A 25210-nucleotide genomic window follows, 5' to 3' on the forward strand; every position below is an offset into this window, starting at 1 on the left:
GACCGCAAGCCGGACGCGACTACGCCGGGCTTTTCGCGGGGACCTTAAGTCCCCCGACGCGTGGGGACTCGGATTCGACGATTTCATCCGCCAGCTGCGTCTCACCCATCTCGAGGAGGCTCTTCACATCGTCCGCCAGGTCGCTCTTCCCCGCATACTCGTCAAAGGTTGCCTTCGCGGATGGCGCGAGGCATCCGGTCCGCTGACGCCAATCGAGGTGAACGCGGCGGACCACCCGCGCGGCGGCCGGATGCTCCGCGCCGCGTCAACGTGCTCCCGTTCGTCGATCGCGTCAGGGAGTCGCAGCCCGCGCGGTGCAGCATGAACATGCCGTCATGCCATCGATGCACTACCGGTCAAGCCGGTGCCTCTCTAGCTCGCTTTCGACGGCCGCGGTAACCGCGCCCGGGTCTTCATGCTCCCAGAACCGCAGCACGGTCCAGCCCTCTGCCGTCAGCCTTTCTGCGGTGTTCCGGTCGCGGACCATGTTGCCCACCACCTTCAGGTTCCAATACCCCTGGTTGAGCGTCGGGCGCTGGTAGTGGACCGGGCAGCCGTGCCAAAAGCAGCCGTCGATGAACGCTGTGATATGCGCGCGGGTGAACACGATGCCGGCACTGCGACGCAGTCCGGGTACCGGGCGGTAGTTCACCCGGTACCCGGCGGCATGCAGCAGGGCGCGCACCGCGAGTTCGGGTGCCGTGTCACGATTCTTGTTGCTCTGCATCGAACGGCGCACGGCATCCGTCGACGCCCAGGAGGCGCTGGGTCGTTTTGGCCCATCAGACCGCGCGATATTCATCGATCGCCGCCCAGCGCTGTCGCCCTACTTCCGGCATCGGCCGGATCGCCCTCCGCAACACTGGTCACGAGGGCGGCCGCCTCAGAGTAGCCAGCTTGAAACATCCAGTGCACGACCGTTTCGCTCGCGTCGCAGGTCTTTGCGCTGGCGCCCTCGCCGGGTTGGTCACCGCGGGAGGGCAGCGAAGTGACAGGCATGAGAGCTCCACTCGTCAATGACTCCGGCAGACGGCGAGAATTCGATGGCACTGTAACGCCTCGCGGGTAGGGGCGACAAGGGGAGAAATCCGTTGACAGCACTGGACCATGTGACCACGCAGGTTCGAGCCCTCAGTCCTGAACGCTCTGACCGATCCCCACTTTCGGGACCGTGCCTTCAACGCAGCGCTGTGGGAAGCTCAGACATGCCCATCGTCACCTCAAGATTTCTCCGCGAACAGAACGTCTATACCCGAGCTGAACTGAGAGAAACGTTCTCCATAGCCGACGCGTCGCTCAACAACGGTATCTTCCAACCAAGGAACCATGATTCAGTGTGGCTTTTCGTGACGTTCCAGAAGACGGCGGACCGCGTACCGTACACAGACGTGCTCGATGGCGATATCTTGCGTTTCGCGGGCCAGACAAAAGGGCGTGCAGACTCCAAGATCATCGACCACGTCGCGGACGGCAACGAGTTGGTGCTGTTCTACCGAACCCGGAAGTACGAGTATCCAGGGGCCGGGTTCCGATACGACGGCCGATTCGAATACGTCGACCACGTGCCGGGTCCCCCCAACGCCTTCACCCTTCGCCGCGTGCGCTGATCAGACTAGCCGGCTCGCGCCGAGTGCGCTTGTCCCGAATGTCTCATGGAGCTGCGACGAGCGACTTCGACGCACTGCGCGAAACTCGCCCGGTATGTGCGCGATGATCGCGGCCGCCAGCACCGACGCCGCTAAGACGCCAGCAGCTCCGAAGGCGCGTTCTTCCACGTGACCACCAGCTCATCACGCGCCCGACTGGCCGCGACGTAGAGCAGCGACCGCTCGCGCAGCATGGCATCCTCGCGATCTTCAGGGCTGAGACCCTTCATCACCCATGGCGATGGGAACGAGCCCTCCGAGATATCGAACAGGAGCACCCGAGAGAACTCCATGCCCTTTGCGGTGTGCATCGTCAAAACGACCGCGTTCTTGCCCGTCTGTTTCGCCGAGGTGAGAACCGTCGACTGGATGCCGTAGTGGTCGAGCGCGTCGTGGACGTCCTTGGACGCATTGTTCGAAGCGGTCAGAACGGCGATGGTTTCGGGCCGGATACCCTCTTCAATCCACGAGCGGACCTGGTCTGCCATCGCTTTGAACTGCTCGGTCTCCGAATGCGAGACGATTGCCCGCGGCTCAGGGCCGAGCCGAGCCGACCGGTATCCGTCGACACCTTCCACTGCGTTCTCGGAGTCCACGAATGTCGCACCCCTCAACACGTCGAGCGCGTAACGAAGGTTCTGCTCCGTCGTCCGGTAGTTCAGAGTGAGGCGTCGTGAACGACCGACGACGGCGACGCCCAGCCTCGACAGCACGACGGGCTGGCCGTAGATCCGCTGGTGGATATCGTCAGCGATGAACATGTCGTTGGGGCCGACCTGCACAAGTGCGCGCAAGAACTGCCAGTGCGCCGGCGTCAGGTCTTGCGCCTCATCAATCAGCACGTGATCGGCGTAATGATTCGAGCCCGACTCCGCGGAGGCAGCCAGCCACGCTGCGGAGATCCCCGCGACCTCCGCATAGGTCAACGAATTGCGGATGCGGCCGTTCTTACGGAACTGCTCGACAACCGTCCAGACCTCAGCACGCTTGGCACGGTCGAGTGCCACGCCGCGACCCGGCCGGCGCACCGCGAAGTAGGCCTCCTTCGACGTGATGCGATTCGGCAGGACAATCTGAAGGTATTCGGCAGCGAGGAACGACTTGCTCCGTAGCTGCGGCGGCAGGTCGGGATCCACGTCATCGACGGCTTCGTGCCAGCCGACCTCGTTGCCGACGACGATGCCATGACTCTCTGCCGACGCCCCAAGCACGGTGACGGCGGCCTCCCCAAAGCCGCTGCCCGCGATCTGGCGAACGGCCGCGACGAGCGCATCGACGCCCTGCACGAAGACGCCTGCGCTGCCCAACGAACCAGAAGTCGGGATGTCGGGGTCCAGACGTTCCAGGTCTCGGCGAAGGTTCTCAGCCAGGGCTCTCGTGTATGTGGTCAGAACGATCCGGGAATTGGGGTTCTCTGCCGCCAAATTCTTGGCACGGTGGATGAGCACGACCGTCTTCCCTGTGCCGGCGCCGCCTGTAAGACGGAAGGGCCCCTTGTACGAGCGAGTGGCATACCGCCGCTGTTCGGGGTGCAGGAACACCCGCCACGCGCCGAAGTCGCCTCCGTCGATCACTCGCTGCAGCTCTTCGTCGCTGTCGATGAAGGTGAATTGCATCTGCGCGGCCGGATGCTTCAACGCGTCGACCAACCGCTGATCCAGTGCGCGCGCGTCTTCGGCTTCAACGTCGACTGGCTCGACGCGCTCCACGGGGATCTCGAGCGATTCCTTGATCTGACTGATCGAGAGACCCATCGCCATGCCATAGAGCACGGTGGACTGCCACTCCGTGTCGAGACGATCGGCGAAGGTGATGAGATCGTCTTCCGTCACCGCGGCGAAAGCCCGCGCCGCTGCGTCGGCAGTGAAACCGAACTCGACCGTGAGATCCGACACAAAATAGCTCTGTGTGGTGAGGTACGACACCAGGGCCTTGGCGGGCTGGGGGGCTTCCGCTTTGGGGGCGGCCTGCGCCGGATGCTCGGGAACAGCCGCGATGAGCTCGGGAATACCGTTCACCGGATTGATCTGCAGCTTCTTGGTACGCGCCCGCTCGATCGCCTCGTCATGCTCCCACGTCCCTGCGTAGACGTACGTCTTCTCGTCACCGATGGGCTCGAGCACGTACAAAACGGCACGCAGATGGATGTCTACGCGCCCCGTCCTCGCACGGGAATCGAGTGGTTTCTTCATCGGCTCAATGTGCAGCCCGGGAATTGTGTCGTCGTCAGTCAACTTCTTGAGGAACGCCATGATCTTGCCATTGACGGCCTTCTCGTGATCTTGGCCTTTGAGCTTGATCATGATGAGGTTGGGCATGTGAATCCTCTCTTGGTCACCGGCGCGTGAGCGCCGACGCAATCTGGTCCGTGTCGAGGGGGACGACGATCCATCCGGATCCCTCGAGGTCGCGAATGTCTCCATCGGTGAAGGCATCGCCCGCCGCGACCTTCACGGTCTTCCATGCGAAGGGCACCGGAATCCCATCAGCCGTCTCCAGACCGACCTCCGGCACTGGCATTGCCTCGAGTGCGGCGAGTTCACGAAGGAACACGCGCTCAGCCTCCGTGGCGATGTCGTGGAGCGCCACCCATTCTCCGACGAGCTCCGCGCCCATGATGAGGTCGACAGGACCGATATCAGCGGATGGAACTTGGCTCAGGGCGACGATCTCGGCCGAGTCCGCAAGCAGTCGGGTCCCGAGCAGGTTGGAAAGTCGAAGCCAGAACCTCCAGTCCTCGGCGAAGCCGGGCATCTGCAGCGTTGAATCCCGGTCGTCGAGGATGAGTGAGCATTCCGTTCGACCGGCTCCGAGATGCTTACTGGTGAGAACCGCGGCGCCATGGCGAAGCTGCCAAGAGGTGGGTGTGGCCCCAGCCTCGCTGGTGCCGAGCAGCGTCTCCGCCCCGAATCGGCTCACGCCGGCGCTTCCCACGTCGACGAGCTTGCTCGACGGCATGCGGGTGAGCATCGGCAACGCGTCGGCGATCGCTTCCCAGTGTGCGGGCGCCTTGTCGGGATTCTGCATCCACGCCATCAGCTGAGTGATCGGATTCGCAGTCACATGCGCGAGCGACGCCAGCGGCAGGTCGTACTGCTGGGCGAACGCACTCGCCTTGTTTACATCGAACCACGGCATCGCGGGTTCAGGTTCTCCATCGCGGGCACGGATGAGGTCACCCCAGACGACCGCCATCACGACGTAGCCCAGCTCCCGCGCCGCTGCGCGCTTCTTCGCGTCGTCCTTGATTCGGTTGTGCTGGACCGTCGCGTGGAACGCGAGCCCATCCGTGTAGATCGCAATCGGGTCGGCACCTCCACCGAGCTGCTCCAGAACGAAGTCGGGCATGGTCGGGCCGAGTTGCACCTGCGGCCGCAGCATCCAAATGCGGTTGTTGCCCGAGAAGGACACCTGCACCTTGTTGCCGCGGTCGGTGGGAATCTCCTTGACCGCGGCGCCGAGCTTCTTCGCTCGTTCCATGAACACCTGCCGGAAAAGCTGCTCGATCACGGATTCCTCGACGACCACACCGGGGTCATCTCGGGTGATCACCCACGGCGTGTGCGCGTCCTCGCTGAATCCCAAGATGCTCGCCAATGATCTTTCGGCGCTCGAACGCGCTACGTGAGAGGCGGCATTGCCTGGGGCGTACGGGAGTAGGCAGCGGTGGCAGGACGCCCGCCCTTCTGCCTTGCACGGGCAGTCACGCACGATCGCCCAGGCCATCGTGAGAAGTTCCTGCATCCGCTTCGGATCCGCCAGCTCGGCAAGGTAGCCAGTGCCACCCGGCACGGAATCGTGAATGAGCAGGGCCGGGACGTTCTCGGATCCGTCAGAGAGCACCGGTTCGACGGTCTCGACGATGCGCAGATGGTCAGGGTCACCGCCGATCACCTCACGCAGGCCGCGCAGGATGGCGGCCGACAAGCTGGGAACCGCCAGCGAATCGCCGATCGTCACGGCGGGCGGCAGTCGGAGCACGATTCCCTGCGTGGTCAACGTGCGACTCAACGCGAGAGTCGTGGCGTTCTCCGCCTTTGAGTCGCGCACCGGGCACCATGGCTTGTGCTCTCGACGCGAGTTGGCATTCGATTCGGTGTCGAGTTTGCCGCAGACCGCGCAGACCCGGAACAGCGGCGCTTGCTGCTCGTCACCGGATATGACGCGGGATTCTCCGAAGCCGGCCACCTTGCCCAGGTTGAGCCATCGGATCGTCAGATCACGCATGTAGGTGACGCCGAAGCTCTCGCCTTCGACGTACCAGGCATCGGTCACACCCGCTGGATCAATGTCGGCCGCGACTTGAATCGCAAAGCGTTCACGCTGGCGTTCGTCGCGCCGATCACTGATGGAGGACTCGTCACGGCGCACCTCCGCGGAGACCTTTTCGAGCTCCACCACACGCAGCTGCTGTGCAGTGTCGGCGATCCCGGCGCTGCCGCATCGGGGGCAGCTCTCGTAGGGGTTCTCCACCGTGCCGTGTTCGTAACCGAAGCCGCACGCAGGGCAGAACCACCAGGTGCGCACAGCTTCGCCATTGCTGCCAAGGTCGATGGAGTCGACGGTGATTTCAATGCCCTGCGCGTAGAAGACCGCTCCCGGCGCCAGCTCACTGATCGCGATTCCCGCCCCACGCTCGTAGCTGATTGCGCGGTCGCGGTATTCGAGGGTATCGGGGTCGATCCAGCTGAGCGCGACGTCCAACTGCACCGAGTCGTCGAGCAGCGAGTAGTTGGGCAGCAGGCCGAAGCGTTCCAGCGCCGCGACCCAATGCTCGGTGCGCAGCTCGGCGAGCTGTTTCGCAGCCATGGCATACGATGCTTTGGCCGAGCGCAGTTCGCGCTGTTCCTCGTCGCCTGCGGTGGGGTGCTTGGCGGCTTTGTCCAAGCCGTCGAGGGAGTCTGCGACACTCTCCTTGCGGATGCGGGCGAGATCGACTTGCTTGGACCACCGCGACACGGCGTCGCGCACAGCGCCGGCCACGGGGCTCGATCCTTCCTCGGTGCCCGGGGTGGCGAAGCGGCGCAGCGCCTCAGACGCCCAGTCGCTCAGCCCGTCGAAGGTGTCGAGGAAATCGCCGAGAAGTTCGGAGTGCGCCGCCTCGGCGTCGGCGATCAGCTCGCCGAGATAGGAGCCTTTTTCGGCAGTCTTGAGCACGTCTCGGGCTTGCTGCGGCGCATCCATGAGGGTGGCCGCGCGGCGGTCGACGAGGTAGGCGAAATACTGTCTCTGAAGTATCTCCTCGGCGTTGAGATATGTGGCAGGCGGTCTCACCGCGCCGTTGATCACCGACAACGGCTCACCGAGCTTCGGCAGCTGCTCTCCTCGCCCCGTCACGAACGCGAGGGCCAGCGCGTTCCCGGTGAGTCGACCCGCGCGTCCAACGCGTTGCAGGTACGAAGCAACTGAACGAGGGAGACCTGCGAGCATCACCGTCGACAGGTCGCCGATGTCGATGCCCATCTCCAGGGTTGGCGTGGCAACAAGCACGTTCGGTGCCTCGGGGTTCTCCCCCGCGCTCTTGAAGCCGTTCTCATACTCAAGCCGCACCGCGTCGTCGAGCAGGCTCGTGTGCTCCCGCGCAACGACGCGCCGCATGGTGCCGTCGTTGTAAAGTCGGCGGTAGTAGTTGTCGTCGCTGGCGCTCCGACGCAGTGCTCCCGGGCAGCGTGCCGACATGCACGGCCCGTCCGCCAACTGATCGATCACGGTGGTCGTTCCGGGCACGGGGTTCTGGCAGATGTCGCAGACCAGGAGGTGGAGCCCATTCTGGAGGTCGACGAGATCGACGGGCTGCACTGCAATCGCCGACGGGCTGAGTTTGTAAGCAATCGCGCCTCCGCCGCCAATCGCGGTCGAGGTGATCACGCCTTCGCGGTCGAGTTCGGCAAAGAGCGCCCGGCTCAGATGAGCACCAACGGATGCGGTCACACCCAGCGCATCGCGAGCCCAGACCGCGAACCAGCCCTGGGCAGACGAGGCCGGGTCGAGGTTGCTCTTCTGCCCGCCTGTTGCCGCGGGGGCGTGCCCCACACGGGGGAACCCGGGCGCATCGCGTCCGTTCGGGAATGCCGGCATGCCGACGCTCTTGGGGCGCCCTCCCCAGACGTACCAGCGCTTGCCGTCGTTTTCCACGTATTTCTGCAGCCATTCATGGTCAATGGCACCGCGGTCGCGCATGCGTTCCAGCACGCCGCGAACCCAGCGGATGACGGCGCCGGCCGCGAGCTCGGACGGAGCATCCTCGCCGGGTCTCTCAGCCTGGGAGTATCCCGCGAGCACGGCCCGGCCGATTGTCTCCAGCTTTGAGGGCGCCCCGGCCGCGACCTCGGCGGCCAGGCTTCCCGTCAGCTCGAGCGTGCGGCCCACCTTGGATTGCAGGCCGAATTCCAGGCTCAGGTCGAAGAGCAGGCGCGTGCGAACACGCTCTCGCACATTGGGGTCGACGGCGCGTGCTCTATCCGCTTCCCAGAAGTCGCGGAATTTCTCGTGTTCGACGATGTCCGGCGCGAGCAGGCTGTAGCGGCGCGCCTGGTCATCGCCCGCGTCTTGCAGAAGTCGTTCGACGAGATCCTGCAGGCTGGTCGCGTCGTCTCCGACGGAATGGCGGATGGCGTTGCGCATCGTGAACACGTGGGAGCGGCTCTGCACGAACGCGGCGCGGTGTGCCGCGTCTTGCACGCTGTCGGTGAAGACAAGAGCCTTCTTCTCTCCGGCACTCACATCTTTCGCGCCGAACAGTGATGTGACCGCGACCGACAGCATCGTGGCCACCGCGCTGCCGATGAAGCGGATGCCGTCGGTGCGCCCGCAGGACGGGCACGTGTCGTGCCTCGAGTCTGACTCGGCGTCAGGGCCGAAAAGCATCAGCACGGGAACAACTGAGCCGAGTCCTGTCGCGTCATCGGGGGTGCCGGGTGCCGTTTGGAGCACGGCGCGCTGCTCTATATCGAACCAGTGCAGGCCTTCGACCGCGGTCGAGTCGGCGAGGCGCGCCTCTTTGGGCGCGTGCATCAGTGCCCGAAATCCGCGCTCGCCGTGCAGGTGATTGCCGCGAATGTCGGTGCCGTCATGGTCGAGGGCAAGCCCGGTGGGAGCGAGTTGGATTCCCCAGCCGCTGCGCCCGCAATGGCGGCAATAGATCGCGGGGAACGTCGGCCCGGAGACTTCAGTGGCGTCGTCTGGCTGCACGGCGCCGTCATCGGCCCAGTGAAATCCTGCGATGGGGCCCGCCACCCGGTCGAGCCGGGTCAGCGACCGAACCCACAGGTGAAGGTCGATCGAGAGTGCACGACGGCCCGCGAGCATGCGCACGTGACTCAGTGCGGCGAGCACCGCGGCGAGGAAATTCCGGCGAGCCTCTGCGCGCTGCTCATACGTCTCATCGGCGACGAGACCGCCCGGCAACACAGCCTCGGCCAAGTCATCGAGCCGGATCGCATCGACGGCGTGAGCCGAGATCCCCCGCACCAACGGGTGCCCCTGGATCAGCGCGAGGAGGTCATCCGCGTCGAGTGATGTGGTGTCGAAGGAAGGATCGTTGCTTCGTTGCAGATCGAATTGTTCTCCCCCGAGCGGTCGATACAGGCTGCCCAACACCCAGCGAATGATGTCCTCGGGAGCGCAGGTGTGGAGCTTCTGCAACTGGTGGTTGACCGTCGCGATAAGCGCGTTGGAGACCGAGTTCGGCGCGGCTGCAAGCCGGGAGAGCTCGATATCCACGCCCGCGGACCACGCATCGAATGAGAGGCGTGTCTCGGTGACAACCGAGTCGTCGTCGAAGTCGTCGCCGAACACCGTGTGCGCGAACTGGATCATCGCACGCGGGTCGCCCTTGTCGCCGAGCGTCGCCGAGGTGGCCACCGGGGTCACGTTGCCGAGCGGGCGCTCGATGCCGGCAACAACCGCGCGGTGCTCGCCGTGGTCCGCCTCGCGGTAACGGCGTAGAGCCAGCCCTAGCCGGCGAATGAGCATCGACACATCGGTGCCCTGGGCGCCGTCATAGGTGTGGAACTCGTCGAGCACGAGATACTGCAGGCTTTCGGCGCTCTGCTTCCAGAGCGCCTGGTCCTCACTGCGCAGCAGCAACTGGTCGAGCATCTTGTAGTTGGTCAGCAGTATATCCGGGGCCTGCGAGCGGATCGCGTGCCGACTCGTGATGAGGCCGTCGGGCGTGACGCTAGAGCGTTCGGCTCCGGACTGGCCGGTGTAGAGTGCCGCACGGATGCCGCGCAGCTCGTCGTTCTGTGTGAGCAACTCGGTGATTCTGCGCGCCTGGTCGTTGGCGAGCGCGTTCATCGGGTACAGGATGAGAGCCTTGATTCCCGGCTGCCCCTCGCGCTTCGCCCGCAGCACGTGGTCGAGGATCGGATAGAGGAAGGCCTCGGTCTTTCCCGAACCGGTTCCCGTCGTCACTAGTGTTGGCAGCGGGCGCGGCTTGTTAGGCCCGAGGTTCGCACTGCTCAGGCGCTGGAACGCCGCGGCTTGGTGGCCATAGGGAGTCTGCCCCGAACGCCACTCGAGGCTGGCCTGCCAGCCGTCATCGGCGGGGCGGAACGGCAGCCGCACGCGCACATATGGGCCGCGGAAGATGCCGTCGACGGGGTCGCCGAGGAAGCGCGTGAGCTCCGACTCGGCCTCGGCATCGGCCAAAGCGAACGTGGTGGTGAGATAGTCGAGGATGCTCTCGCGGACCTGCTCCGCCTCGACGCTCGGCAGTATCTCTCTCACGATCGCTCCTTCAGAATCTTCTCGAAGTGTGCATATGCCTGGCGCATGTCTGCCTCCCGGTCGAGCGTGCGGAACGGCAGCTCATAGGTGTACTCAACGCCGGAGCCGGGATGGATTGCCTTGCGCTCATCATCGCCAATGGCATCGCCCTTTGACCGCCAGACTGAAAGCACCGAATTGGGCACGAGACGACCATTCGCGTCGTATAGATATAAGTTGCGGTCGTAGCCGTAGAGCACCGCGAACTGTGTGCGATAGACCGTGCACAGCTCGTCAGCGCTCAAGCTGAGCATGAGGGCAACGATTGCATCAATCTCAACGAGCGCTTGGCGTCGATCGGAAGCTCGTCGCAGTGGGGCCGAAGGCGTCCACCCTCCGTTTTCGACGGCGAATGAATTCCTGGCAGGGTACTCCAGCCCACCCGCCCATTGTTCCTTTTCCATCGAGTCACCCATGGCCGCGTCCCAGAGATCCCGATACTCCTCCGTCAAACAATTCAGTCGGAGGCTGCGCGTCAGAAGCGCCTCGCACAGGACACCTGATGCCAAAGGTAATCTTCCAATAGTGCTCGCCGAGACGCTGGACTTAGGAGCGACTCGGACCGAAAAGTCAGCCAGTATCGACGATAAGACGCCTGCAGTCAGCGCAAGGATACGGTCATCACCGACCGATCCAAAGGACGTGACGGTGTGAATATGTGCTGCTCCGGGCGGAATAATCGCAGGGATTAGTGTACGTTCGTTCCTGTTGGCCGCCATGTTGCGCCACGCGATGCGATAGTGGTCGCGGGCAGGCGTGCGACCTGCGCCCCAGTGCGTGTACGCGATGTCATATTCTGTGGTTGGTTTGGCCGGTTTGTAGGCTGTGACCGGGAGTGCATCAGGTGCCAGGGCCTCGAGGTCCACTGCCGACCAGTCTTTGTTGCTGGACATGGTCGCGTTCGGCGATTTGTAAAACGGATTCCCCACGAACAGGTGCGGGCCTTGAAGGATCGCACCCTTCCAAGCGTCGACTTTCCCCCAGGAAGTGTCAAAAAAACCCTTCCTTCGGTCAATGCTCTCGTCCCACCCGCGCGAGAACTCAAGCCCAAGCTGACCAATTCGAGGTGCCGCGGAGAGCTTTGCAAGCACTGCAGCGGTCGCCCGGTTGACTGCGTAAACCATGCGGGTTCGTTTGACAGGAACGTTCCCGTCTTCGAGAACAGCGTGCCATGTCTGAAGCACGTCATCAGTGACCGTGATGATACGCCCAGCGTGGGGGCTCACGTCCCACTTTCCTTCTTCATTCTTCAGACCGGGTTCAGCCCCGTCTCCGTTGTGTCGCAAAGAACCCACGACGGTTTCTGGGTGGTAGAGGGAACTCGCCATGAGGAATCGCACCGTCTGCGGGGTCCCGTAAATGTGCACCCCATATGCAACGTGGTTGTCGATTTCAAACAGAACTAGTTCATTCACGAACTGCCAGTGGCGCCGCAGTCGGCCGTACGTCGCTTCCCGCAGAATCCCGGCCTTCTCGTCCGTGAAGTGCGACTCGGGGTGGATGAGACCCACCGAGCCGCGTCGCGACGTGTTGCGCCAAGTCTGTTCCATGAAGCATCGGTAGAGATCCGGTTGGAGGCCGGCCAGGTGCGGGTACTGCGTCGAGTCCCCTAGGAACGCGGCAGTTACCGCAACGGCCACGGTGCCGTCCAGGAGCAGATCCGCCATGCCCTCCAGGGAGAGCGTTTCGGCACGCTTTGAAGCCACCTGCGCCTGTGTTGGTTTCACCGCTAGCTGCCACCACGGATCGCCCTCAGCGAGCAGCGCGTCGACGTCCGACCGTGGGCGCACCCACGGCGGGTTCCCGACTTGAAGGTCGAATCCACCAGTCGCGAAGCGCGGTGCGAAGTCGAGATTCCAATGGAAGAAACCCTGCTCACCGGCGATGCGCTCTGTCACGCGCAGCCAGGGATTGTCTGTGATCGCCTCCGCAATGTTCTGTGCACCGGCGAAGGACAGGTCAAGTTCCTCGGCTGTTCCGAGCTCGCTCCAGCCGCTCGGCAGGCCCAAGGTCTCCCCGCCTGCCATCTTGCCCTTCGTCTTCGCTTCGAAGTGGGAGCCGAGGAGCGCCTGTACCCCGTCGAGCCATTCGTCCAGCGTCGGCGGGGTGACGCCCTGCTTCAGAGTGTCTGTGAGCGGCCAGAACCAGAGGGCGTTCCACGCATCCATCACACGCCGCAGGCGCTGGTAGGCGCCGTCTGGATCCGCGAGCTTGTATTCGATCTCCTCGCGAGGCACGGGAGGAGGAGCATCCGGAGTGACGAGCGAATCCGCGCCCCAGAGCTCGATTTCCCGGCGCGCTTCCCGCTCGGCGATCTGCAGGCGGCGCAGGGCAAACTGCCACAGGGTCTCCACGCGGTACGACAGGTTCACAAGGCGGTCGAGTTGCTTTTTCGATGGCTTACCCACGATTGCACGCCGCCAGGCCTTCAACTCGGCAAGGGCTTCCGGCGCCAGTTCCTTGGCTTCCTTCGCGTCCACGGCAGAACCCCACCCGAACGCGGGCAAGAGAAAGTGGTGGATGGTTCCGGCGGTCCCTGGCGCCACGCGGCCGGCGTCGAGGTTGTCGGCCAGCTCAGCGACGGGGACATCGCGCGGCGCATCGTGAAGCCATCCTTTGCTGTTTACCTGGTCGCGGGAGTACACCGCCCGACGGGAGCCGATGAGGGAGTTCCCACGGCGCAGATGCAGACCAAACCACGGCGCGGTGAGCCCTTCCACCATCGTGTCGAGCCAGAGTGTGATCTCGGCGAGCTCGACAGCGGTGGCGTTGAGGTCGACACCGTAGACCTGGTGCAGGGCGATGGACGCCTTGATCTTCTGCAGTTCGCGCGGACGATCCTCGGGGTCGACCCTCTCCCCCAGCTCTTCCTCGCGCCGCTTGAGGTACTCCTCGGCGAGCTGGCGCACTGCCTCGATGGCGAACGCCCCTGAGCCGAGCGCTGGCTCACACACGGTGAGCTCCAGAATCTCGGCAGCAGTAGTGCGGCGACCGTCCTGGTCCAGAAGCTCATCCAGAGCCTGCGACACCACGAATCGGGTCAGCACTTCCGGAGTGTAAAAGGAAGCAGACTGCTGGCGCTCTCGGCCCGCGAGGCGGAAGACGAAGCTGCCCGGCTCATGCAACACCAGCCGCACTTCCTCGGTGAGGGGGTCTTTGTAGGTGACGAAGTCCTTCTTCTCGATGCCGTGCGAGCGCTCAACGGGCACCACCCACGACCCCTTTGAGGCATCGCCGTCCTTGGCGACCTCGTGGAGGTCGGTGCTGGCAAAGAAGCCGGTATACGACATGAGGCCCTCGTAGACGGCGCCGAGCTGGTTGATGCCCAGGTCGGAATAGCTGATGAAGCCGCGGTCGCGTCCCGTCTGTTGCTTGCTGAGCAGGAGGTGCTCCAAGACAACGCGCATTGCTTCATCGCCGAGCCCCACCTCATCGATGCGGGCGGTCGCGCTTGGCAGGAACAGATCGGCCGAGAGGCCGTTGAAGACCAGGCCCGATGAAAGACCGGGAGCGGCCTCTTCCTCGTCGCCGTCGGAGGCGGCATCGACACCGTGGCCCCGATCGACCAGCCGGAACAACACCGACAAGGAGTCGTGAAAATGCGTGCGATTCGCGGCATCCGCCGACAACTCCACGAGCACCAGCTCGCGCAGACGGTCGAGACTGTACCCGGTCTCGTAGTCAGGGTCACCGATGGGCAGCACCTTGAGCTCAGGCGAGGCCTCGGCGAAGAGCAGGAACAGGATGCGGTAGAGGTAACGGAGCGCCTGCTTCGCGAGCGGCTGGGCCTCCTCCGCGGGCAGGGGTTCGAGTCCCTTCATCGACCGGCGGCGCACGACCTCGTTCGCGATGATCTCGATGGAGTGGCGCACACCCTCACGCAGGTCTTTGGAAACGCCAACCGTGTGCTTGATCGAATCGTCGAAGACGGTGTCCCACCAGACGGCGCCTTCGGCATCCGGCATCAACGAATCGGCGGTGACGCAGACTAGGGCGCGGTCGAGCTCGCCGCCCTTCTTCTCATCATTGCGATCGATGACCAGCTGCATGTTGATGGCCAGGTAACGCCCCTCAGGCCAGCGCTGCCGTTCTGTCAGCAAGACCCAACGCCCCGCGAGTACGAGGGCATAGCGCGGCGCATCGTCCTGGGCGAACACCTGGGAGAGCAGCTTGGGCACAGAGGTGATGGGATGCTTGTCATCACCGTCGACCACTACGGGCTCCGCAAGCGAGTCCGTGCCCTTCTGCAGGAGGTCCTCGAACTCGTCTACCGGCTGGGCATCGATAATAACGACGGAGGCGCGCTGGTCGATGTCGCGCTGAGAGACGCGGGCGATGGCACCGACCTGCTCGAGCTCGTAGAGGCCCGAGCCGAAGCCGAGGTGCGACTTCAGCAGCTGTGCGACGCGAGCGGAGTTCTCCTCCTTGCCGCCACCGGATTCGAGTGCGGCGTAGGCCGCACCGAGCTCGCTGCGTGCTGCGAGGAACGTATCGCGGCTCGACGTGCCCGCTTCGCTGTCGGCGTCCCAGGCTTTGCGTCGTTGCACGACGTGCCCCTGGAACGACTGCTTCGCCGAATCCGTGTTGAAGAAGTGCTCACTGATCCACTCTTCACCGACGATGAAGGCATCCGATGCCATCGACTAGACCTCTTTCTGGGGAACAACAAGAAGCAACGGGCGCACGAGACGCTGGTTCGGCTTCATCGAGCGGGCGATGGCCCGCTCCTCCTCCACCGTCACCCGGCGAAGTTTGAGATCGGTACGTTGGATGAGCGCATCAGCCTCGTTCTCCCATTGCCGAACGCGCTGTGCCCAACGGTCGATCGCGGACTCGACTGCCTCGCCGGATGCCTGCATGACGCCGTTCACATGCGACACGGCATGCTGAACGGCGGGTGCGATGATGGCCTGGAAACGTTCAGGATCGGCGATGGGGCCGGGGTTCGAGAGCGCCTGGTTGAGCCCGAGTTCGGCGAGCGCCTCACGGGCACCCGCGTGCGGCTCGACGAGCACGAACGACGGGTCGTCGACGTCGGGCACCGCGGCAGTCACGAATGATGCGGCCACCACCTGTCCACGGTTGTTCGTCAGCGTGCCGATCAACAGAACGGTCGGGTAGTCAACGTCACCCCGCACGGCGAACACCTCGTTGCGGCCGAGCTTGGCGAGCGAGCGGTCACTGGCCCACTCGAGAATCGGGTGCAGCGGGCCGAGGTAGTGCGCCTCGGGCCACAGTGATGCGCTCGAGTTGTCGTCGATCGCCTTCTGCAGCAGCCTCTGGGCAACGGGCTCGGAGATGGCCAGCTTGAGGTGGTCCGTCACCCGCTGGTCACGGAGGTAGCTTTGCGGAAGCACGCTCAGGCGTTGGCTCAGGTCGCGCGGCGGGGTGAGCTCGACCAAACCGTGGTCGGGAAAGCGGCGCCAGTCCACTCCACCGCCGCCGTTCGTGCCCGGCGCGGCGCCAGGTGTCGTGAAGATCTCGTCGAGGGCGGCCGCCAGGAAGGTTTCGTGAGAGGCGAAGAGCCCCGACGACTCGCCACTCTGTACGACCACATCATCGACGATCGCCGCTTCGCCCGCGGGTTCCTCGGCAGCGGCCAGCAGCAGTGCAAGCCACGGGTCATCCGCATCGGCGGCGATTGAATCCATAGTGGGCACGATGTCATCAATATCGGTGCCCTTCACGAGCGCCTTGGCGATGGCGTCCTCCTCGGCAGCGACGTCGTACTTGCCCATGAGAGAGGCAACGTCACCGAGGGCGGCGTGCGCCTCCTGCTCCCGTTCCATCAGGCGGGTGAGCACGCGGATGTCGCCAGCGAATCGCTCGTTCTCGGGTTTGAGCAGGATTGTCGTGATCTGCGGATTGTGCCTTTGCCCGTAGCGGTCAACACGGCCGTTGCGCTGCTCGATGCGGATCAGGCTCCACGGGATGTCGAAGTGGATCAGCTCGTGACACTGCGAGTGCAGGTTCACGCCCTCTGACGCGACGTCTCCGGTGATGAGCAGTCGGATCGGCGATGACGACTGCTTGAACGACTCGACGATGCGCTGCTGGTCCTGGTCGTTGAGACCGCCGTGCAGCACCTCGATCTGATCGGCCCGAAGCTTGAGGTCTTTCTGAAGTTTTGCACGCAGCCATTTGAGCGTGGGGACGCGCTCGGAGAAGACGACCGCCCGCTCGCCGCTCTTCGGCGCGACGCCGATGTCTTTGAGGTACGAAACGAGGCGTTCGTACTTGGCGGAGCCGTTGCTTTCGGCTTCTTGGGCCAGGTTGCTGAGCCGCTCAAGGGCGTCCCGTTCGACGCGCTGAGACGGGGTGAGATTAGATCCAAGCCGGCGGATGCGCTCGTTCGCCGTCTCGCGCAGGGCGGCCGGTGAGGAGAGGAACGCCTTGGCGAGGGTCCAGGGGAACAAGCCCTTGTTGTCCCCGGAGTGAGGGCTCGACGCACTCGTGGGATACAGCCAGGTGTCGGCCAGTTCGTCGGCGATGGCGTTCTCTATCGCGTTCGCCTCCACCGCGAAGTGCTGCGGCTCCTTGCGCTCGGCCCAATCACTGCCGACCTCGCGGGCGACCTCCGGGCTGTGCCGGTGGCGGCGAATGACGAGGCGGGAGAGCTCGGACGCGATGATGTCGCCGTCCGGGGTCACTGCGGTCGGGTCAAGCAGGCGGATGAGCTCCGCGAACGATTCCTTCTTGCCGTTGTGCGGAGTTGCACTGGCAAGGACTAGAGCCTCCGTGTTGCGGGCCAGGAGGCGAGCGAGCTCGTTGTTCTTCGTCGCACCGGTGATGTTGTGCGACTCGTCGATGACGACGGCATCCCATTTGTGCTTGCGCAAGTGCGCCCGGTACTTGTCTTGCTTGAGCGTGTCAATCGAGACGATCGCCCGCTTGTAGAGGCTGAACGGATTGCGTGACGCGGGCAGTTTTTGGCGGACCCGCTGGATTCCGACGGAGTCGAGTCGCACGAACGGGATCGCGAAGCGCGTCCACATCTCGTATTGCATCTGCTCGAGCACGTGCTTGGGCGTGACGATAAGGATGCGGTCCCCTCGTCCGCGCCGGATGAGCTCGGCGAGGATCATGCCGATCTCGATCGTCTTGCCGAGTCCCACCGCATCTGCTATCAGCAGGCGTGGGCGCAGGTTCTCTGGATCGAGGGCCTGGCGCACGGCGCTCTGCTGATAGCTGAGCGGGTTCGTGAGCATCGACGTGCTGACGGTGAGGCCGGGCTCGTTGAGAGGAATCGGTGTCTTGCGGAGTGTGGCCTCGAGCCACAGCTTGGCTTGGCGGTATCCGGGCGAGGAGTCGGATTTGACCCTCGCCTGGGCAGGATCGAGTACGTCGATGTCATCGAGCGACTCGTAAAAGGATGCGGTGGTGTCGCGCACCAATTCCGAAAGGCCCTGAACTTGAATGAGCATGCCGTCAAGGGTCTGTTTGGCGGATGTCACCATCCACTCGGCATCGCGAACGATGACCACGGATCCTGGGGCGACGCTGAGCGGTGCTCTCTCAGTGCGGGCAGATGATTGCTGGCTCGACAACGCTTTCGCTTTCCTCTTGTGACCCACAATTTCGACGTGGGCGCATGTCGATCGTAACTGCGTTGCGTCCCTCAACTGTGATTGGAGGAGCGTGAGGCCCTGATGGGGGGTGCGGTCGGTGGGTGGTTCGATGGTTTTCTAGGTTATGAAGAGAACGGCACTTGTAGTTGTCGACAACGAGTGTCGGTGGTGCTGCGTAATGTTGCCCGGCTGATCACTTGACAGTTCGCGAAGTGATCCGACGGGCCTGCATTTCGGTCTTGATCTTCTACGCGGACCCACGGGAGTTGAAAAGATACATGAACTGGAACAACGGCAATCCTGCACTTCGGGCGGACGTCGAAGAACGACAATCAATTGCCCTGCGACCATACGAAGTCAACCCCGACCTGCTCGAGGAACATGTCGGGCAGGAAGACAGCTTCCTCTCCGGCGGCTACGGGACTCGACAGGTCAGCGGGTTGCTGCAGAATGCGGTGGACGCATTGACCTCGTCAAAATCTGCGGGCACCATCGAGTTCCGCGTGGCCGATGGCGCTCTGTGGTTTCGACGCTCCCAAGGTACAAGCCCTCTATGTCGCGCGCCCCACGTTCAGCCCAATTCGTACCACCAGATGGTCGGGCGCGGATTGCGCGGTCCGAAGAACGGAGGCAACGAGATTTGTCTCATCGTCAACGTGGCGGATACCTTCGAAGAATTCGGCGAGGAACTTGCCTTCACCGAGTTCAGCTACCTCTGGGAGGGTAAGTAATGTCTGGCGTCTCGAACGAAGAACCACTTGAATTCGACCTGGCAGGCCGCGAGAAGCTTGTCGATTACCTGACGTCAGCCTGGCTCGGCCCTCTTGGCGGCGAGACGGAGCTGCTTCAACGCAACCCGGTCTACACGTACCTCGTGGGCACGCTCTATCCGGTGGAAGTTGGCAACAGAGACACCCAGCCGGTCGTGCTCGACGAAGAAATCGACGCAGAGGCTTCTGGCGGCGACGAGCTCGTGGCCGAGTTCGGGGACGACGATGAGGCTGATGTCGTCGATGCCGAGGGCGAGGAGGACACGGGGCTCAACCTCGCGGGTGCGTTTGGATGGGCGCCACAGTCGATGGGGCTCTCTTTCATCCACGACGGCCGACTCCGGGCAACGGTGAGTGCCGGTGTATATGAGCAAGCCGCCACGCCGTCGGACCCCGTGCAACAACCCGGCGACGGACAGGTAGCCGATGCAGCCGTTGACGCGTCTGGCGAGGCATGGAAGCGCCGAACTGTCCAAGACGAATTGATCGAAGTACCGCGGACCGCGGTAGGCGCGCGATCTGTGCTCGAGGGGCGGGCCACACTCGCCTGGCGCACGAGAGCGATCGGCGGCCGAATGCTCACAACCCTCGCTGTGTCGAACAGTGCGAAGACCGAGGCCGGCAAGGCCAAGTCGGACCCGAGCAGCTGTCTCTTCCAGGTGCGGCTCGAAGCCGAAGTAGACGGCGGGAGCTTGCATCCGTACCCCGTTGGAAACCCCATCTCTACGTCCGCTGAAGATCTTGAGCTCGAACTTCGCTACCGCGACAAGGTGACTTTCGCTGTCGGCCACGGCGTTGCCGTCGACTGGGATTCGACGACGCCACCCACCCGGGCGTGGACCGAATGCATCCCGACCGAGGAAGTCCCGGCGATTCGCGCTAGGGAGAGCTCACTCGACGCCCTTGAACTCAAGTGGCTCGCGAATGAGAGCCTGCCGACCGCGGAGCTTGCCGCGGGCCTTCGGCAGTTCCTAGCTGGCTACGCCGACTGGATCGCTAACCAGGAAACCATGGCGACCAATCTTCCGGAACGGTTCTCCGACACAGGTGCGTCCATGATCGGTCGCGCACAGACGACTATGGAACGTGTCGAGCAAGGGATCAAGCTGCTTGAGGCTGAGGGCCCTGTACTGACGTCCTTCCGCCTCGCCAGCGCCGCAATGCGAACCCAGATGCTCCAGCAATCGCTAGTGCAGCGCAAGCCGGGCCAGATCGGCGTTCCGCTCGCCCAGGTATCCGGTGGAGCAGATGAGCCGCGTTGGCGTCCCTTCCAGCTCGGTTTCATCCTCATGTCGTTGGCTTCAACGACAGATTCGATGCACGATGACCGTGGCCTGGTCGACTTGATCTGGTTCCCCACGGGTGGCGGTAAGACTGAGGCGTATCTGGGCCTTGCCGCCATCGAAATGATTCGGCGACGGTTGGAGCGTGGAATCAACGGAGGCGGCACAGCGGTGCTGACGCGGTACACGATGCGCCTCCTCACCGCACAGCAATTCCAGCGAGCGGCCACGCTAATCTGCGCGTTGGAACTGCTTCGGACGAACGACGAGCGGCTGGCCGGTGCGCCAAAGTTCTCCATCGGGCTCTGGCTCGGTAACACGACGACTCCGTCGACGTTCAAACAAGCTGCAGACGCGATGAAGACGGTCTACAAGCAAAAGAAGCCCGAGAACGGCTTCCAACTCCGGTCCTGCTCCTGGTGCGGAACATCGATCATGCCCGTGCACCAGACGAACCACCAAGAGCGATACGGCGTGCGCGCGACGAACTTCAGCTTCGAGTTCTTTTGCCCTCACAAGGACTGCCCGTTTCATATGAAACTCCCCGTGCAGGTCGTCGACCAGGCCATTTTTGATGAGCCACCAACGATGCTCGTCGCAACGGTCGACAAGTTCGCTCGATTGGCCTGGATCGATCGGGGCGCGTCGCTGTTCGGACTAGCCCCGTCAGTCTTTGACCCGCCCTCGCTCGTTATCCAAGATGAGCTTCACCTGATCTCGGGACCGCTCGGGACAATCGTCGGAATCTACGAAGCCGCGATCCGCGGCCTGATGTCGTGGACAGGACGGCCCCCGAAAGTCGTCGCATCGACGGCCACGACACGGGCATCCGAAGAGCAGATCAAAGAACTGATGGCGTCGGAAGTGGCGATCTTCCCACCGAGCGGTCTCGATGCCGACGACAACTATTTCTCAGAGCCCGATCCCACCCGCCCGGGCCGCACTTATGTCGGCCTCATGCCGCAAGCACATACCCCCTCCTGGGCGATCGGACAGATCTCGGCAGAGATGCTGCAGGGCCCCGTCGAGACAGGTCTAACGGGCACCGACAGGGACGGCTACTGGACTCTCGTGGTCTATCACAACAGCCTGCGAGAGCTCGGTCGCACCGTGACCATCCTGCGCGACGACGTCAGCAGCAATCTGGAAAGACGAGCTGCTCGATCGAACGGCGCCCCTGTGCGGGAGTTAAGCGCCAAAGGGATCGACGAGATCAATGGCAATGTCTCGGCCGAAGACCTCCTTCGAATACTCGATGCGCTTGCCGTCGGCCCGGATGACTCCAGCGAGGCGCTTGACGCGATCGCGACGACGAACATCATGTCGGTCGGCATCGACGTGGGACGGCTCGGTCTCATGTTTGTGAATGGGCACCCGAAGTCGACGTCCGAATACATCCAAGCGACAAGCCGGGTCGGCCGAGGCAAGACACCCGGCCTGGTAGTCACGATGTTCCGCTCCGGAAAGCCCCGCGACCGGTCAGTGTTCGAATCATTCACTGCGTTTCACCGTTCCTATTACCGATTCGTGGAACCCGGGTCCGTCACCCCCTGGTCTCTTCAGGCCCGGCGCCGGGCACTACGCGCCGCCCTGGTCATACTGATGCGGCATGCAGGAGGGCTGACAGGCAATGATCATGCTTCGCGCTTCGTGTCTAACTCCGCCGCAGTGACGAAGGCAGTGAAAATACTTGCCGACCATGTGGCCGTCGCAGATCCACGCGAGGCCGCGGTCGTCGCTGCCGAGCTGAAGAATGCTGTCGACGATTGGGAGGAAAGGGTCGACTCAGTTGCCAGGGCGGGCTACGCACTGAAATTCCAATCGAAAACCCCCGAGGAGCGACTCTTGAAACAGTTCACTGACAGCGGTCCCGGATGGTCGATGATGAACTCGATGCGGTCGGTCGACCGGGTCGTGCGCGTGCGAGCGGATGGAGAGCGCTAATGGCCGGAAAACGGCAGATCCGCACGGTCCGTCTCTCTGAGACGGTTTCTCCTTTCGGACCAGGCGCGATTGTGGACATACTCGGCGAGTCGTTCATGGCTGTCACCGGAGACAAATGGCCACCAAGCAGTGTTCGCCAACCGATCTCGTGTGACCGTCTCGCCGCCAAACTGCGCGTGGATGAACTTTGGGCGGCGCCCAGCACGGGAAACCCCGAGGGGCCACGGACGCCCGGTCTCGAATTCGTCCGTTTCCCCGCATGGCTCTTCTGCCAAGAGTGCCGCCGAATGGTCAACTGGCGTCGAACGATGGAAAAAGGACAGTCACCGGCATGCCCCGACTGTGAAGGACGACTGGTACCGATGCGTTTCGTCGTGGCATGCACGGACGGTAGCCATGCCGCCGACGTGCCGTGGGTCGACTGGACCCACCGCGACGCCGACACCGCTTGCTCCGCAAAGGACCGGCTCCGATTCCAGCCATCCCGCGGCAGCCGCGAAGGCCTGAGCGCCCTCGAGGTGACTTGCGATGCGTGCAAGACACGGCGCAGCCTCGGAGAGCTGCGCAAGGATGTACTGAAGAAGGAAGGGTTCACCTGCCGAGGTGCGCAACCTTGGCAACACGAATGGGGCAATTGCGGCAGGCCGCTTGAAGTTCTGCAACGCGGTGCCACGAGCCTGCATTTCGGAGAGAGTGTGTCGGCTATCGACATCCCGGAAGTCGTTGGGAGCGCTGCTGAGCTTGAGGAGAGAGTAAAGAATCACCCCTACTTCACAGCGATCAAGCACAATCCTGCGAACAATCTCCTTGACGACATGATCGCTGAGCTCACAGCCCAATACGGCTACACGGCCGATAGCGTACGAGGTACTGTGGCGGCGCTGTCGGGCGGCGAGCCAAACGTTCTCAGTGCAAAGGGTGCACTCGTCAGCGAAGAATACGATGCTTTCATGGCCGCGAAGGCAGGCACCGCCCCAACTGAGAATTTCGTGACCCGAAATGTCGATCTCGGCGAAGACGGCGATTCTACCGTAGTGGCGGAGTTGCGTGCCCTCATCTCGGGGGTCGTGATCGTGGACAGGCTCCGCGAGGTGCGAGCGTCCTACGGCTTCCGCCGTTACCGGCCGGAGGCGGACTTGGTGCCCGCGGTTCCCAAGAGTGAATTTCAAAAAGGTTGGTTGCCCGCCGTCGAAGGTTACGGTGAGGGCGTTTTCATCCAGTTCGACGGCGCACACGTCGACGAGTGGGCGCAGCATCCGGAGATCATGCGTCGCATCGGAAAGATCACTGCTCACCGTGACGCATCGACGCTCGGAGAGAGGCTTCACACGGCGTCACCTCAGTATGTGCTGCTCCATTCATTCGCCCATGCGCTGATGAACGAGCTCGCATTCAGAAGCGGCTACACCGCCCCCTCTCTGAGGGAACGCATCTACTGCGAAGCCGAGGGGGCGTACGGCGCATTCATCTACACGACCTCTTCCGACGTCGAGGGGACGCTTGGTGGCCTTGCACGACAGGGTGAAGAGCCCTACCTCGCGTCGGTAATCGTGCGTGCGCTCGAGCAGGTTGCCTGGTGTGCAAACGACCCCGTGTGTTCTGAGTCTGATCCGCAAAGCATCGACGGCATGAACCTGTCGGCTTGTCACGCGTGCATGCTCGCACCGGAAACGTCTTGCGAAGGGTTCAACCTCCTGCTTGACCGAACCCTACTAGTTGGCTCGCCAGATCTTCCCGGGTACTTCGACAACGTGACCCGATTGGCGTTGGAATCTTCGATCCGATGAAGCGCAACCCGATGGCGAGCTGACTTTCCTACTCGTGGCCAAACCGTTCGGGCGATCGCGTTGAAAACGTCGAACGCCCGAACGGGCTCCCGCGACCGCATATTGATTTGCCTTCGACGAGGATCGCGACATGCCGACACCGCATCCCCTTATGGCGAGTGGGACGAGCCGTGACGCCCGCCCACGATACAATCAGGGTCATGACTTCCAGACCGATCCGCGTGCTAGATCTCTTCTCTGGCGCGGGCGGTTTCGCCCAAGGTTTCCACGAAGCCGACGACCGTTTTGTTACTGTTCAGGCTGTCGAAATGGATCTCGCAGCAGCGGCAACATACTCGTTGAACTTTCCGCACGCACCGGTCTTTGGCGGCCGCATCCAGGACTGGCTGGCCACAGAGAAGCTCCCGACCAACATCGACGTGATCATCGGTGGGCCTCCATGCCAAGGCTTTTCCACGCTGGGCAAACAGGACGTTGCCGACGAGCGCAACTTCCTCTGGGAGCAATACGCCGAGACGATCCGGAGAACTCGACCCAAGATATTCATCGTCGAAAATGTCGCCGCATTCGCGAAGTCCCCGCAGTTCCAACAGTTCAGCACCATGTTGGACGAGGACCCCGCGTTCTCCGAGTACTCGTTCGACCACCGCATCTTGAACTCCGCGGACTACGGCGCTCCACAGGCTCGCAAGCGGGCTGTGATGATCGGCCACAGATCCGACGTGGCGGCTCCGCACTGGCCTGAGCCAAGCCACGCAGAGTCGCCTCGCACTGTGGCACATGCTTTTTCCGGCATTCCCCATGAAGTCGTCAGCGCGGATACCATTGAGCCCAGATCGACCACGTTCGGAGGCGTGCAATTCAACGGGCCGTATTCCGGGCTTGAGCTCCACTTTGGACGTGACTATCGGGAACTGTCGTTGAAGCGCTTCGCTGCAATCCCGGAAGGGGGAAACCGGTTCGACTTGCCGGACGAGCTTCTTGCTCCGTGCTGGCGCTCACACCGGAGCGGTTCGGGAGACGTGATGGGGCGCATGCACTGGACGAAGCCTTCAGTCACAGTGCGCACAGAGTTTTTCAAGCCTGAAAAGGGCCGCTATCTCCACCCCGAGGCGGACCGTGCGATCACACACCATGAGGCGGCGCGGCTCCAGGGTTTTCCCGACGACTTTCAGTTCGTCGGTTCGCGAACAGCTATTGCGCGGCAGATCGGCAATGCGGTTCCGGTTCCGCTTGGGCGAGCCATCGCGGCCGAGGTACTCAAGACTCTCACTGAGTAAGTCTCATCTCTTATTAAAACTCATTTCCCGCAGCGATCGCTCCCACGAGGTGTGTACGTGCCTCTGAATCCATTTCACGCCTCCGTGGCGGGCGGCCGCCTAGTTCGTTGTCGGCGCGGATGGGGGTCATTCGGCTGGCGTATTAGTACCAGTTTTGCGGGGG

The 25210-nt window shown here is 63.2% G+C and carries 11 protein-coding genes; 5 read left to right on the forward strand and 6 right to left on the reverse strand.

What is annotated here, in order from left to right; genetic code table 11:
* Window positions 1-349: 349 nt before the first annotated feature.
* Together E3T39_RS11285 and E3T39_RS11290 are read right to left on the reverse strand one after the other, a co-directional pair.
* The gene (locus E3T39_RS11285) at window positions 350-802 is read right to left on the reverse strand and encodes a very short patch repair endonuclease (protein WP_241979660.1); all 453 of its coding nucleotides are present in this window, start codon (window positions 800-802) and stop codon (window positions 350-352) included.
* On the reverse strand, window positions 799-999 hold the full coding sequence (locus E3T39_RS11290) for a hypothetical protein (protein WP_134515318.1): 201 nt from the start codon (window positions 997-999) through the stop codon (window positions 799-801). Before E3T39_RS11290 ends, E3T39_RS11285 begins: the two co-directional genes overlap by 4 nt.
* A gap of 206 nt (window positions 1000-1205) precedes the next feature.
* On the opposite strand from E3T39_RS11290, the gene E3T39_RS11295 reads away from it, so the two are divergent.
* Window positions 1206-1607 (forward strand): hypothetical protein, encoded by a 402-nt coding sequence (locus tag E3T39_RS11295; protein WP_134515320.1) that lies wholly within the window; start codon window positions 1206-1208, stop codon window positions 1605-1607.
* 131 nt (window positions 1608-1738) lie between these two features.
* Here E3T39_RS11295 and E3T39_RS11300 read toward each other — a convergent pair whose 3' ends face one another.
* From E3T39_RS11300 to E3T39_RS11315, 4 genes are read right to left on the reverse strand one after another with little or no spacing between them, the layout of a single operon-like run.
* The gene (locus E3T39_RS11300) at window positions 1739-3964 is read right to left on the reverse strand and encodes a UvrD-helicase domain-containing protein (RefSeq protein ID WP_166784106.1); all 2226 of its coding nucleotides are present in this window, start codon (window positions 3962-3964) and stop codon (window positions 1739-1741) included.
* A gap of 16 nt (window positions 3965-3980) precedes the next feature.
* Window positions 3981-10376: a DEAD/DEAH box helicase gene (locus tag E3T39_RS11305; protein ID WP_134515324.1), complete on the reverse strand. Its 6396-nt coding sequence runs from the start codon at window positions 10374-10376 to the stop codon at window positions 3981-3983.
* The gene (locus E3T39_RS11310) at window positions 10373-15055 is read right to left on the reverse strand and encodes an Eco57I restriction-modification methylase domain-containing protein (RefSeq protein WP_134515326.1); all 4683 of its coding nucleotides are present in this window, start codon (window positions 15053-15055) and stop codon (window positions 10373-10375) included. The genes E3T39_RS11305 and E3T39_RS11310 overlap by 4 nt, the downstream gene beginning before the upstream one ends.
* Before the next feature lie 3 nt (window positions 15056-15058).
* Entirely contained in the window at window positions 15059-17899 is a 2841-nt protein-coding gene (locus E3T39_RS11315; RefSeq protein ID WP_241979661.1) for a helicase-related protein, read from the reverse strand.
* Window positions 17900-18261: 362 nt separating this feature from the next.
* Between E3T39_RS11315 and E3T39_RS16240 the strand changes: the two genes are divergently transcribed.
* The 4 genes from E3T39_RS16240 (at window position 18262) to E3T39_RS11335 (ending at window position 25047) form a co-directional block, all read left to right on the forward strand.
* Complete coding sequence (locus E3T39_RS16240; protein WP_174845119.1) at window positions 18262-18714, forward strand: hypothetical protein; 453 nt, start codon at window positions 18262-18264, stop codon at window positions 18712-18714.
* On the forward strand, window positions 18714-21980 hold the full coding sequence (locus E3T39_RS11325) for a helicase-related protein (RefSeq protein ID WP_134515328.1): 3267 nt from the start codon (window positions 18714-18716) through the stop codon (window positions 21978-21980). The genes E3T39_RS16240 and E3T39_RS11325 overlap by 1 nt, the downstream gene beginning before the upstream one ends.
* Window positions 21980-23767 carry a DUF1998 domain-containing protein gene (drmB, locus tag E3T39_RS11330; protein ID WP_166784107.1) on the forward strand — a complete coding sequence of 596 codons (1788 nt, stop codon included), beginning with the start codon at window positions 21980-21982 and terminating at the stop codon, window positions 23765-23767. The genes E3T39_RS11325 and drmB overlap by 1 nt, the downstream gene beginning before the upstream one ends.
* 200 nt (window positions 23768-23967) lie before the next feature.
* Complete coding sequence (locus E3T39_RS11335) at window positions 23968-25047, forward strand: DNA cytosine methyltransferase (protein ID WP_134515332.1); 1080 nt, start codon at window positions 23968-23970, stop codon at window positions 25045-25047.
* The last annotated feature ends 163 nt before the right edge of the window (window positions 25048-25210 follow it).

Origin of the sequence: Cryobacterium suzukii, assembly GCF_004403185.1 — a bacterium.
Lineage (GTDB): Bacteria > Actinomycetota > Actinomycetes > Actinomycetales > Microbacteriaceae > Cryobacterium > Cryobacterium suzukii.